Origin of the sequence: Morganella psychrotolerans (genome assembly GCF_965118875.1) — a bacterium.
GTDB lineage: Bacteria > Pseudomonadota > Gammaproteobacteria > Enterobacterales > Enterobacteriaceae > Morganella > Morganella psychrotolerans_C.
In genome coordinates this window covers 83,649-96,652 of the sequence record NZ_CBCPJD010000011.1, presented here as the reverse complement: position 1 = coordinate 96,652, position 13,004 = coordinate 83,649, and the positions used below count along the sequence as shown (strand labels likewise).

Below are 13,004 nucleotides of genomic sequence, written 5' to 3'. Positions count from 1 at the left end.
ATCACTCACGTATTTTGTTTATTTTTTAGCTAATAGCCGATAAGCCAATATGACGCAATCATCTTATAACGCAGAGGATATCGAAGTCCTCAGTGGTTTGGAGCCTGTCCGCCGCCGTCCGGGAATGTATACGGATACGACGCGGCCGAATCATCTGGCTCAGGAAGTTATCGACAACAGTATCGATGAGGCTTTAGCCGGTCACGCTAAGTCCGTCGAGGTTATCTTACACAAAGACCAGTCGGTTGAAGTTATCGACAACGGGCGCGGAATGCCTGTGGATTTACACCCGGAAGAGAAAGTCTCCGCGGTGGAACTCATCATGACCCGTCTGCATGCCGGAGGAAAGTTCTCCAATAAGAACTATCAGTTCTCCGGTGGATTACACGGTGTTGGTATTTCCGTGGTCAATGCGTTGTCAAAACGCACCGAAGTGACAGTCCGCCGTGACGGACAGGTATATCAGATTGTCTTTGAAAATGGCGATAAAGTCAGCGAGCTGGCTGTGGTAGGACAGTGCGGCAAACGCAACACCGGAACCAGTGTCCATTTCTGGCCGGATGAACAGTTTTTTGACAGCCCGCGTTTCTCTGTTTCCCGTCTGACACATCTCCTGAAAGCCAAAGCCGTGTTGTGCCCGGGCGTTGAGATCCTTTTCAAAGATAATGTGAATGATACGCAGCAGCGCTGGTGCTATCAGGACGGGCTGACTGACTATCTGATGGAAAATGTCAACGGACTGGTCACATTACCGGACGTGGCATTTACCGGAAAGCATCATGGTGATAATGAAGCGGCGGACTGGGCGCTGCTGTGGCTGCCGGAAGGCGGCGAGCTGCTGACTGAAAGTTACGTGAACCTTATCCCGACCCCGCTGGGCGGAACGCATGCCAATGGTTTGCGCCAGGGGCTGCTGGACGGGATACGTGAGTTCTGCGAATTCCGCAATATTATGCCGCGTGGCGTGAAATTGTCTGCGGATGATATCTGGGAGCGCTGCGCCTATGTGCTGTCAGTAAAAATGCAGGACCCGCAGTTTGCCGGTCAGACCAAAGAACGGCTCTCTTCCCGCCAGTGCGCTGCATTTGTCAGCGGTGTGGTGAAGGATGCGTTCAGTCTGTGGCTTAACCAAAACGTTCAGGTGGCAGAACAGCTCGCGGAAATGGCGATTGCCAGCGCGCAGCGGCGGCTGCGGGCCTCGAAAAAAGTGGTGCGCAAAAAACTGACTTCCGGACCGGCGCTGCCGGGTAAGCTGGCGGACTGTTCTTCTCAGGATATGAATCAGACCGAAATTTTCTTTGTGGAAGGGGATTCGGCAGGCGGCTCGGCAAAACAAGCCCGCGACCGCGAGTTTCAGGCGATCATGCCGCTGCGCGGTAAGATCCTCAATACCTGGGAAGTCTCTTCCGATGAAGTGCTGGCCTCGCAGGAAGTACATGATATTTCAGTGGCGATCGGTATCGATCCGGACAGTGAAGATTTAAGCACACTGCGTTACGGTAAAATCTGTATTCTGGCGGATGCGGACTCTGATGGTCTGCATATTGCCACTTTGCTGTGTGCGCTGTTTGTCCGTCATTTCCCTGCATTAGTCAAAGCCGGTCACATCTATATGGCAATGCCGCCGCTTTACCGTATCGATCTCGGTAAAGAAGTGCATTATGCTCTCGATGAGAACGAAAAAAATGCCATTTTAGATAAATTAAGCCGCAAGCGCGGCAAACCGAATGTGCAGCGTTTTAAAGGCCTGGGTGAAATGAACCCGGGGCAGTTGCGTGAAACGACCTTAGATCCGAATACACGGCGCCTGGTTCAGCTCACTATCAGTGAGGAGAATTTTCAGGAAACATTGTCGGTAATGGATATGCTGCTGGGCAAAAAACGTGCGGAAGATCGCCGTAACTGGTTGCAGGAAAAAGGCGATCGGGTGGAATTAGATGTGTAATGTTACCCCCGTGACAGCACAAAGGTCAGAGGAACAGAGTGAATGAGTGAAATAACTCAGGACGGTGTGGAGCGCCAGCCGCTTCATAGTTTTACGGAGAACGCTTACCTTAATTATTCCATGTACGTCATCATGGACAGGGCGCTCCCTTTTATCGGCGACGGCTTAAAACCGGTTCAGCGGCGCATTATTTATGCGATGTCTGAGCTGGGACTGGGCAATTCCGCCAAATATAAAAAATCGGCCCGTACTGTCGGTGACGTACTGGGTAAATACCATCCGCACGGAGACAGCGCCTGCTATGAAGCGATGGTGCTGATGGCGCAGCCGTTCTCTTACCGTTATCCACTGGTTGACGGACAGGGAAACTGGGGTGCGCCTGACGATCCTAAATCCTTCGCCGCGATGCGTTATACCGAATCCCGTCTGTCAAAATATGCAGAAGTGCTGCTGAGTGAGCTGGGACACGGCACGGTAAACTGGGTGCCGAACTTTGACGGCACCATGCAGGAGCCGAAAATGTTACCGGCGCGCCTGCCGAACATTCTGCTGAACGGCACGACCGGGATTGCGGTCGGGATGGCGACGGATATTCCGCCGCATAACGTCCGTGAAGTGGCGAATGCGCTGCTGGCACTGATTGATAAATCGTCCCTGACCCTTGATGAAGCGATGAGCTACATCCCGGGACCGGACTACCCGACCGACGCTGAAATTATCACCAGTCCGGATGATATCCGTAAGATGTATAAAACCGGGCGCGGATCAGTGCGCATGCGTGCGGTCTGGACTATCGAAGACGGTAATGCGGTGATCACCGCATTACCGCATCAGGTTTCCGGTGCAAAAATTCTTGAGCAGATAGCGTCTCAGATCCGGGCGAAAAAATTACCGATGGTCGACGATCTGCGTGATGAATCAGATCATCAGAATCCGACCCGCCTGGTTATCATGCCTCGCAGTAACCGGATCGATCTGGATCAGGTGATGACTCACCTGTTTGCAACCACAGATCTGGAAAGAAGCTACCGCGTCAACATGAACATGATTGGACTGGATAACCGCCCTGCGGTGAAAGGTCTGGTTGAGGTTCTGACTGAGTGGCTGACTTACCGGCGCGAAACAGTACGCCGTCGTCTTAATCACCGCCTGGAAAAAGTGCTGCGCCGCCTGCATATCCTGGATGGTTTATTACTGGCGTACCTCAATCTTGATGAAGTGATTGAGATTATCCGTTCCGAAGATGAGCCAAAGCCGGTACTGATGGAACGTTTTGCACTAAGTGATACTCAGGCTGAAGCGATTCTTGAGCTGAAATTACGTCACTTAGCCAAACTCGAAGAGATGAAAATTCGTGGCGAGCAGGATGAATTAGCCAAAGAGCGTGACAAATTACAGGCGATCCTCGGTTCTGAGCGGCGTATGAATACGCTGCTGAAAAAAGAGATCGAAGATGATGCGAAGCAGTATGGTGATGATCGTCGTTCTCCGCTGAATGAGCGCGAAGAAGCAAAAGCCATGAGCGAGCATGAAATTCTGCCGTCTGAGCCGGTCACGGTTGTGTTATCTCAGATGGGATGGGTACGCAGTGCCAAAGGCCATGACATCGATCCGTCCGGGATGAGCTATAAAGCGGGAGATAATTTCCGGGGTGCCGCAAGAGGCATGAGCAATCAGCCTGTGGTCTTCCTGGACTCCACCGGGCGCAGTTATTCTCTTGATCCGCTGGAACTGGCTTCTGCCAGAGGTCAGGGTGAACCGCTGACGGGTAAACTGACACCACCACCGGGTGCCGTGTTTGAACAGGTTCTGATGAATAATGATACTCAGAAATACCTGATGGCATCGGATGCCGGTTATGGGTTTATCTGTACATTCAGTGATTTGGTGGCAAAAAATAAAGCCGGGAAATTACTGATAACCCTGCCGGATAACTCGAAAGCCATGACACCGATAGAGGTGAATGACGAGGAGAACGATCTCCTGCTGTCCGTCTCACAGGAAGGACGGATGCTGTTATTCCCTGTGGGTGACCTGCCGCAGTTATCTAAAGGTAAGGGAAATAAAATTATTTCCATTACTTCTGCGGCCGCCGCTGCCGGTGAAGACGGGCTGGCGCATCTGTTTGTTATCCCGGCAGACGCAAGTGTGACGCTGCATTTCGGTAAGCGTAAGCTGGTCATGCGTCCGGAAGAGTTACAGAAATTCCGTGCTGAACGCGGACGACGTGGTACCGCGCTACCGCGCGGGATGCAGAAAAAGATTGAGCGGGTTGAGATTGTTATTCCGGAGAAAAAAGCCTGATAACCGGATTTTGTTAGTTATCGCATTCACGGGGCAATGATGCCCCAGTTTTTCTGAACGGCCATTTTGCGGGGGACGCATGTTAGCCATTTTACGTATTATTATTGCTGTAATTTATTGTATTCTCGGGAGTATCGCGGGGATACTTATCTGTCTGACCAGCCCGCGTAATCCGAAACATGTGATGACCTTTTCTCACATGTACGGAAAACTGTCTTATGTCTTCGGGATCAAGGTTGTGTACCGTATCCCCGACAGTATCAAATCAGCCGGTACCTGTGTTTATGTCGCTAACCATCAGAACAACTATGATATGGCGACCATGTCAAACGCGGTACAGCCGCGGACTGTGACTGTCGGCAAGCGTAGCCTGATCTGGATCCCGTTCTTCGGGCAACTGTACTGGCTCTCCGGAAATATTCTGATTGACCGCACAAACCGCAGCAAAGCACACAACACGATAAGCCAGGTTGCTGATCAGATTAAAAAACGCAATATCTCGGTCTGGATGTTTCCGGAAGGCACCCGCAGCCGCGGACGCGGTATGTTACCGTTTAAAACCGGTGCATTTCATGCGGCAATTGCTGCAGGCGTTCCGGTGATCCCTGTGTGTGTGTCCACAACAGAAGGACGCATTAAACTGAACCGACGGAATAACGGTGTGGTAATAGTGGAAATGCTGCCGCCGATTGATACATCAAAGTATACCCGCGAACAAGTCCGTGAATTAGCTGAAGATTGTCGTCAGATGATGATCAACCGGGTCGCAGAGCTGGATCAGGAAGTGGCTGAAATGGATAAGGAAATGGGTATAAAGCATCACTGATATCCATAATTGTCCGGATAGAGGGAAATACCGGTCTTATTATTTTACAACTTATCATAGATAAGTTTAGGAATTGCTCTTCATTCGCTATATCATACGCTTAACACTCCGTTGTTAAGCGTATGCACTTCATTAAGATATAACACGGATCAATCTGTCTGCTCACAGGCATACGGGCGCACTTCAACATTCGTAGTAACCATGGAAACGTTTTTCCCGGAGATGTTATGACACTGAGTCGGCGTCGGTTTATTCAAGCATCCGGCTTAGCGGTGTGTTTGGGATCACTGCCCCTGTCTGTCCGTGCTGCTGATGAAGGTGGCAGCCAACCATTACCTGTTCCGCCATTATTGGAAAGTCGTAACGGACAGCCGTTATTTCTGACAATGCAGCGTACACACTGGTCGTTTAACGGCAAAAACCAGGCAACGGTCTGGGGATTCAATGGTCGTTATCTCGGTCCCACTATCCGTGTGCGTAACGGCGATGATATCAAAATGATTTACAGTAACCGGCTTTCTGAGCCTGTTGCCGTGAATGTCAGTGGTCTGCTGGTGCCGGGTACGGTGTCCGGTGGTGCTGCCCGCCTTATCTCCCCGAATACTGAGTGGTCGCCGGTTGTCCCGGTTCGCCAGCCCGCTGCTACCTGCTGGTATCACGCCAACACACCTAATCGTATGGCGCCGCATGTCTATAACGGACTGGCGGGGATGTGGATTGTGGATGATGAAGAGAGCCGCAGTTTGCCTCTGCCGAAAGAGTACGGCGTGAATGATTTTCCGCTGATAATACAGGATAAGCGCCTGGATTCATTCGGTTCACCGGAGTACCGCACAGACAGTAATGAGATGTTTATCGGTGACCGTCTGATTGTGAACGGTGCGGAAGATCCGTATCTCGAAGTCTCAAAGGGCTGGATCCGGTTTCGCCTGGTAAATGCTGCCAATACCCGCCGGTTTGAACTGAAACTCAGTGATGGTCGCCCGTTCTATATGATTGCATCCGATCAGGGACTGCTGCCGTCACCGGTCGCGGTTGAGGTATTGAGCCTCGCCCCCGGAGAGCGGCGTGAAGTGTTGATAGACATGTCGAAAACAGAAACACTGACTATCACGGCGGGGGAATCCGCAACACTGACAGATCGCTTTAAAAGCTTGTTTGAGACATCAAATACGTTGGTGAATACCAATGTTCTGACGATAAAAGCCACCGGGCTGATTTCACTGGTAACCGATGATTTACCGGCAACGCTGATTAACGATCCGACTGAAATTACAACGGGTGTCCGCAATCGTGATATTGCACTAACCATTTCACCGCCGGCAATTAACGGTGCAATGTGGGACATGAGCCGGGTGGATATACGCACGCAGCAGGGTAACTGGGAGCGCTGGATTGTCACCACTGATACACCGCAGCCGTTCCATATCAGCGGTGTCCGTTTCAAAGTGATCAATCATGATGGTCAGTCACCGGCACCGCAGGATTACGGCTGGAAAGATACGGTCTGGATTAACGGACGGACTGAGTTACTGGTGCAGATGATGCAGCCGTCTTATTCACACTTCCCGTTCTTCTATTACAGCCAGTTCCTGGAGCAGGCTGACCGGGGTGTTATCGGACAGCTGGAGATTGAAGCTGTCAGCCAGTATTAATGCCGCGTAATTACAGACGAATTTATAAAAAACCGCTGATTTTTTCAGCGGTTTTTTTATGGATTCAGCGACCTAAAAGCCGTTTTTCTTCTTCCCGAAGCCAGCGGGAAAATGTTCCGGCAACCACATTAAAGTGTGTGATTGCGGTATCCGGCTCCTCCGCCTGCCTGAGCAGAAAATTCAGTGCATGGCATTTGTCCGGATATAAACCGGCGGCTTTTTCTGCCATCAGCATCAGCGGCAGCGGATAAGTGCAGGATGAGTAATCCCGCCACAGAAGGGCGGTTGCCCGCAGGAGCCGTCTGGCAGTTTCCCGTTTTATCCGGCGGATCTCACCAAGCGGTGGTCTTTTCTCTAACTGCATAAGGTTGGTGCGCACAAGCACAGGAAAATCCCCGTTTATGCCGTGAACAATTTCCCGGTTCAGGGATACCGGAGGCAGTTTAAGAGTCAGATCCTCGCCATAAACCGGCAGACAGAAATTTGCCAGCCAGTAAGACCACACCGCCTGGTGTGCCGGTGAGGTGGCTTCAGTCAGCAGTCCGGTATCAAAACCAATTTTTGTCACGCTGTGATGACGGCTGGTTAATGCGGTATCCAGAGAGGTGAGTGTATATTTTTCAGCAGAGGTCAGTGAAGAGTTCAGTACCAGGGTCAGATCAAGGTCTGACCGCCCGGGGACGGCGCGCCCTTCTGCCACACTGCCGTATACATAAATACTGTGCAATGTCCCGGATAATGAGGTGCTCAGTGACTGCACCGCATCCTGTATGACAGCCTGAAATTCAGGCTGGAATGTATGTTTCTTATTTATTGTCATTATTATCAGCCCATGGCAACCCGGGCACCAAAACCAATCAGGACGATGCCGGGTTCTCTATTTCTGTATTTCTGAATTCTTGCCGGCCCCCGGTGTACCGGGGCACTCTGTATAATCAGCATACCAGAGTTTTTCACCAAAACCTGAATTGACATCCGGTACTTGTGTAAAAATCCCGGGATAGACACATTCCGGCGGCTGCGTTGGCAGCGGGCGGTATTTTCCATCATCAGGAAGGCATCATACATGTGGGATATCCTTGCTGAAAAAGACCTGTACACAGAGTAAAAGTATGACTCACCTGCAAGTGTGAAGATAAATAAATTATTTGTATTGATGAAACACTGAATTCAGTCGACTGTATTGAGTAGTTTACGTATAGTGGCGACAAAATTTCTCTCAGCCCTAAGGTGAAATGAATGAACATTAGCTTGATCGCCGCATTAGCTATGGATCGGGTTATTGGCATGGAAAATGCGATGCCATGGACGTTGCCTGAAGATCTGGCATGGTTTAAACGTAATACGGTAAATAAGCCGGTGATCATGGGACGGGTAACCTATGAATCTATCGGACGTCCTCTGCCGGATCGTCTCAATATTGTTCTGAGCCGAACTCCGGGCAATGATGACCGTGTTGTCTGGGCAACGTCTGTTGAAGAAGCACTGGCGATTGCACAGAAAGAAACTGACGGCGAAATCATGGTGATGGGTGGCGGTAAGGTTTACGGACAATTCCTGTCACTGGCAGACCGTATGTACTTAACGCATGTCGATGCTGAAGTCAGCGGTGATACGTATTTCCCGGACTATGAACCGGATGAATGGGATTCCACATTTATGGAATACCACGATGCGGACGAAGCCAACTCACACGGTTTCTGCTTTGAAATTCTTGAGCGCCGCAAGAGCTGATTAATCAGTTGATTCATATTTGTTGATAAATAATTTTAATAAAAAAGCAGAGCTCAGGCTCTGCTTTTCCATTTTAAATGACAGGTAAAAGCGCTATTCGTCATCATCACGCGGAGAAAATGACTCCTGCCAGAAATAGCAGCGATCTTCCCAGCGCAGCATCGTGAGTTGTCCGCCCCAGCAACATCCGGTATCCAGGGCATACACGTTACGTGGCGTACCTTTACCTTCCAGTGATGCCCAGTGCCCGAAAGCCACACTGTAATCTTCCGGTAATTTTGACGGTAGTGCAAACCAGGGCTTTAAGGGTGCGGATATCTGATCCGGCTTATCTTTGCACACCATATCCAGTTGCCCGTCCGGGAAACAATAACGCATCCGGGTCATTGCATTTGTGGAAAAACGCAGGCGCGCAAGCCCGGTCAGTGACGGTGACCAGTCATTCGGTAAATCGCCGTACATAGCATTAATAAACAGCGGATAGGTATCACTGCTGAGTACTGCTTCCACTTCCCGCGCGCACATGGCGGCTGTTTCCAGATCCCACTGCGGCGTAATACCGGCATGTGCCATCACCAGTTTTTTCTCATGATCAATTTGTAACAGGGGCTGACGACGAAGCCAGTTGATTAGTTCATCCAGATCCGGCGCACTGAGCAGGGTATTTAAATGATCACGCGGCTTATTGCGGCTGATACCTGCGAAGATCCCCAATAAATGCAGATCGTGGTTACCGAGCACCAGTTTCACACTGTCGCCTAAGCTTTTCACATAGCGCAGAACACTGAGAGAATCCGGACCACGGGCGACAAGGTCGCCGGTCAGCCACAGAGTGTCTGTTTGCGGATCAAAACTGGCCTGATCCAATAATGCGCGAAGTTCACGGTAACAGCCGTGAATATCGCCGATAAGGTAGGTTGCCATAACGGATTAATGAATAAAAGTTGCAATTGCGAGCCGGAAAACAGGAATTTCACTGATGAAATTCTCACCTTTGTGATCCACCATAGTGTAATAACCTTCCATGGTGCCCAGCGGTGTTTCCAGAACGGTTCCGCTGGTGTAACGATACTCTTCACCCGGCTCAATGACCGGTTGTTCACCAACAACGCCTTCCCCCTGAACTTCAGTCTGGCGGCCTTCGCTGTTAGTGATACGCCAGTAGCGGCTGATTAGCTGAACTGTATGACGACCCAGATTCCGGATAGAAACGGTATATGCGAAAACATAGCGCTCAGCGTCCGGCTCAGACTGGCTTTCGATATAAACACTCTGAACCTGAATACAAATTTTCGGGCCGTTATTCATTATGGATCCCCTATGAGGCGGGATTATCCGCCAGGTAATTAGCCATCAGACAATACTGCGCGACACTGATGTTTTCCGCGCGGGTTGTGTGATCAATTCCCAGCTCTGTCAGTGTATCAACAGTGAACAGATCACCCAGGCTGTTGCGGACCGTTTTACGGCGCTGGTTAAACGCTTGTGTGGCGACCCGGCTTAGTAAGGCAATATTTTTCAGCCCATAAGGGTTTTCACGGTGCGGAATAAGACGCACCACTGCGGAGTCCACTTTTGGTGCCGGACGGAACGCGGTTGGCGGAACGTCGAGTACCGGGATAACCTGGCAGTAATACTGCGCCATAACACTCAGTCGACCGTATGTTTTGCTGCCGGGACCCGCCACGAGGCGGTTAACCACTTCTCTTTGCAACATAAAATTCATGTCACTGATAGCATTGGTAAAGGTAAACAGGTGGAACATCAGCGGTGTGGAGATATTATAAGGCAGGTTGCCAAATATCCGCAGCGGCTGACCACGTTCTTCTGCCAGTGCAGTAAAATCCACGGTCATTGCATCTTGCTGAATAATAGTCAGTTTACTTTGTAAAAATGGATGTGTTGCCAGGCGCGCGGCCAGATCACGGTCAATTTCAATGACCGTCATTTTGTCCATGCGCTCAGCGACCGGCTCAGTTAATGCTGCCAGCCCGGGCCCGATTTCAACAATGGCCTGACCGTGCTGTGGGTTAATCGATGCAACAATGCTGTCGATAATAAATTGATCGGTTAAGAAGTTCTGCCCGAAACGTTTGCGGGCAAAATGCCCCTGATGGACTCGTGTATTCATTGACTGTTTTTAATCATTGTAATGGCTAAATTTAATGCGGTAATAAAGCTTCCCACATCTGCATTTCCGGTGCCTGCCAGATCAAGAGCGGTGCCGTGATCAACCGACGTCCGGATAAACGGCAGCCCCAGCGTAATATTCACCGCGCGGCCGAATCCCTGATATTTTAGCACAGGAAGCCCCTGATCGTGATACATCGCGAGCACGGCATCTGCACGATCCAGATATTTTGGCTGAAACAGGGTGTCGGCAGGCAGCGGACCTTCTAAATCAATATCTTGTGCCCGTAATTCATTGAGTGCCGGAATAATGGTATCAATCTCTTCATGACCCATGTGACCACCTTCACCTGCATGGGGGTTCAGACCACAGACGACGATGTGCGGGTGCGCAATACCAAATTTGGTACGCAGGTCATGATTGAGGATAGTGATAACTTCATGCAGACAGGTTCTGTCCACCGCACCCGGTACCTGCAAAATCGGCAGATGGGTCGTTGCCAGAGCCACACGCATCTCTTCGGTGGCAAGCATCATCACAACACGCTTACAGGCGCTGCGGTCGGCAAAAAACTCGGTATGCCCGATAAACGCAATACCGGCGTCATTGATAATGCCTTTATGAACGGGTCCTGTAACCAGTGCGCCGAATTCGCCCTGCAAACATCCGTCACAGGCCCGTGCCAGTGTGTCGGTTACATAGGCAGCGTTGGCGATATTGAGCTCACCGGCAACCACAGGGGCTCTCAGTGTGACAGGCAGAATCGTCAATGTACCGGCACGTTGCGGCTGATGCGCGGTATCAGGTGAATAAGGTTCAAGTGTGAGCGGGAGTGACAGGTTTTGTGCGCGTTGCAGCAGTAATTGCGGGTCGGCACACACAACCAGTTTTACCGGCCAGTCGCGCTGTGCCAGCGCGACTGTCAGGTCAGGACCCACCCCGGCAGGTTCGCCGGGGGTAATAACAACGGGTTTCAGACTATTTGTTACTGCCATCTAAAATTTCCACATAAGCGCCAGCGCGCTGTTCCTGCATCCAGCTCTGTAACTCTTCGCTGAATTTGCGGTTAAACAGCATCCGGTAGGCACGATCTTTCTGAGCCGCTTCGGTTTTGTCCACATTGCGGGTATCTTCCAACTGGATAAGGTGCCAGCCAAAAGAGGAACGGACAGGCTGACTCAGGTCGCCTTTTTTCAGTTTCATTAATGCGTCACGGAAAGCCGGGTCGTAAACATCAGGCATTGACCAGCCTAACTCACCACCACGCAGGGCAGAGCCCGGATCTTCAGAGAACTGTTTTGCCGCATCATCAAAGGATGTTTTGCCGCTTTTTACATCATTGGTTATCTGCTGTAATTTGCTGCGAGCCTGCTCATCCGTCATGATCGGTGATGGTTTGATCAGAATGTGACGGGCTTTAACTTCAGTCACCGAAATTGGCTGACTGTTTCCGCGCATATCATTCACCCGCAGAATATGGAAGCCGACACCGGAGCGGACAGGACCGACAATCTCACCTTTTTTAGCCGATTGCAGGCGCTCAACAAACAGACCCGGCAGTTCCTGTAAACGGCTCCAGCCCATGTTACCGCCTTTCAGTGCCTGAGGATCAGCGGAATAGGTGATAGCCAGTTTGCCGAAATCAGCGCCTTTCTGCAGTTCGCTCATAATCACAGAGACTTTTTCTTTGGCGGCATTCATCTGTGCATCTGTCGGATTTTCCGGCATCGGGATCAGAATATGGCTGATGTTCAGCTCAGAATCTGCTGAGTTCTGTGCGCTGATAAGGTTAGCTAACGCATCGACTTCCTGCGGTAAAATGACCACACGGCGGCGTACTTCGTTATTACGCACTTCTGCCATCATCATCTCTTTACGGATTTCGCTGCGGTATTTGTCATAGCTCATGCCGTCACGTTTCAGACGTTCTTTCATCTGAGCGGAAGATATGTTGTTCTGACGGGCGATATCTTCAATGGCACCATCAATAGCCTGTTCCGGGATGGTTATCTGCATCTGTCCTGCCATCTGCATCACGATATTATCCATGATGAGGCGTTCAAGAATTTGCTGACGCAGGGTTGCCTGATCCGGAACCTGCTGACCGGCATTTTTGGCATTGACGACAACAGTCTGAAGCATATTGTTTACATCACTCTCCAGAACAACGCCGTTATTCACCACAGCGGCGACTTTGTCCATCTGCTGTGGTGCTGCAAACGCGGTAGTGCTTGCCGTGAACATCAGGCCGAGAATGAGTGTTCTCCAGTTTTTCATATATATCCCATCATGTTTCGAGTAGCCGTGCTATCGCACGGCAGGTGAAAATAGTATCAGCCGATATACCCTTATTCATTCAAACTGCAGGTTCGTTGGCTGCGGTCAGCCAGCCGGGTTACATACTGATGT

The 13,004-nt window shown here is 50.6% G+C and carries 12 protein-coding genes; 5 read left to right on the top strand and 7 right to left on the bottom strand.

The window, feature by feature from the left end:
* The first annotated feature begins 49 nt into the window (after positions 1-49).
* From parE to ftsP, 4 genes are all read left to right on the top strand, one after another.
* Entirely contained in the window at positions 50-1,945 is a 1,896-nt protein-coding gene (gene parE, locus ACMHKJ_RS12540; protein WP_413494344.1) for a DNA topoisomerase IV subunit B, read from the top strand.
* Positions 1,946-1,987: 42 nt separating this feature from the next.
* Positions 1,988-4,249 carry a DNA topoisomerase IV subunit A gene (gene parC, locus ACMHKJ_RS12535; protein WP_413494342.1) on the top strand — a complete coding sequence of 754 codons (2,262 nt, stop codon included), beginning with the start codon at positions 1,988-1,990 and terminating at the stop codon, positions 4,247-4,249.
* 79 nt (positions 4,250-4,328) lie between these two features.
* On the top strand, positions 4,329-5,075 hold the full coding sequence (locus ACMHKJ_RS12530) for a 1-acylglycerol-3-phosphate O-acyltransferase (RefSeq protein WP_413494341.1): 747 nt from the start codon (positions 4,329-4,331) through the stop codon (positions 5,073-5,075).
* 227 nt (positions 5,076-5,302) lie between these two features.
* The gene (gene ftsP / locus ACMHKJ_RS12525; RefSeq protein WP_413494339.1) at positions 5,303-6,730 is read left to right on the top strand and encodes a cell division protein FtsP; all 1,428 of its coding nucleotides are present in this window, start codon (positions 5,303-5,305) and stop codon (positions 6,728-6,730) included.
* A 64-nt stretch (positions 6,731-6,794) separates the two neighbouring features.
* Here ftsP and ACMHKJ_RS12520 read toward each other — a convergent pair whose 3' ends face one another.
* Positions 6,795-7,550: a nucleotidyltransferase domain-containing protein gene (locus ACMHKJ_RS12520; RefSeq protein WP_413494337.1), complete on the bottom strand. Its 756-nt coding sequence runs from the start codon at positions 7,548-7,550 to the stop codon at positions 6,795-6,797.
* A 5-nt stretch (positions 7,551-7,555) separates the two neighbouring features.
* Entirely contained in the window at positions 7,556-7,798 is a 243-nt protein-coding gene (locus tag ACMHKJ_RS12515) for a hypothetical protein (RefSeq protein ID WP_413494335.1), read from the bottom strand.
* A gap of 171 nt (positions 7,799-7,969) precedes the next feature.
* Between ACMHKJ_RS12515 and folA the strand changes: the two genes are divergently transcribed.
* Positions 7,970-8,464 (top strand): type 3 dihydrofolate reductase, encoded by a 495-nt coding sequence (folA, locus tag ACMHKJ_RS12510; RefSeq protein ID WP_067369388.1) that lies wholly within the window; start codon positions 7,970-7,972, stop codon positions 8,462-8,464.
* Positions 8,465-8,557: 93 nt separating this feature from the next.
* On the opposite strand, the gene apaH is transcribed toward folA, so the two are convergent.
* Genes apaH through surA form a run of 5 tightly spaced genes read right to left on the bottom strand, consistent with a single transcriptional unit; the run spans position 8,558 to position 12,872 of the window.
* Entirely contained in the window at positions 8,558-9,388 is an 831-nt protein-coding gene (apaH, locus tag ACMHKJ_RS12505) for a bis(5'-nucleosyl)-tetraphosphatase (symmetrical) ApaH (protein WP_413494333.1), read from the bottom strand.
* A gap of 6 nt (positions 9,389-9,394) precedes the next feature.
* Positions 9,395-9,772: a Co2+/Mg2+ efflux protein ApaG gene (gene apaG / locus ACMHKJ_RS12500; protein ID WP_413494331.1), complete on the bottom strand. Its 378-nt coding sequence runs from the start codon at positions 9,770-9,772 to the stop codon at positions 9,395-9,397.
* Between the two features lie 10 nt (positions 9,773-9,782).
* On the bottom strand, positions 9,783-10,595 hold the full coding sequence (rsmA, locus tag ACMHKJ_RS12495) for a 16S rRNA (adenine(1518)-N(6)/adenine(1519)-N(6))-dimethyltransferase RsmA (protein WP_413494329.1): 813 nt from the start codon (positions 10,593-10,595) through the stop codon (positions 9,783-9,785).
* Entirely contained in the window at positions 10,592-11,590 is a 999-nt protein-coding gene (pdxA, locus tag ACMHKJ_RS12490; protein WP_413494327.1) for a 4-hydroxythreonine-4-phosphate dehydrogenase PdxA, read from the bottom strand. The genes rsmA and pdxA overlap by 4 nt, the downstream gene beginning before the upstream one ends.
* Positions 11,574-12,872 (bottom strand): peptidylprolyl isomerase SurA, encoded by a 1,299-nt coding sequence (surA, locus tag ACMHKJ_RS12485; protein ID WP_413494326.1) that lies wholly within the window; start codon positions 12,870-12,872, stop codon positions 11,574-11,576. Before surA ends, pdxA begins: the two co-directional genes overlap by 17 nt.
* Between the last annotated feature and the right edge of the window lie 132 nt (positions 12,873-13,004).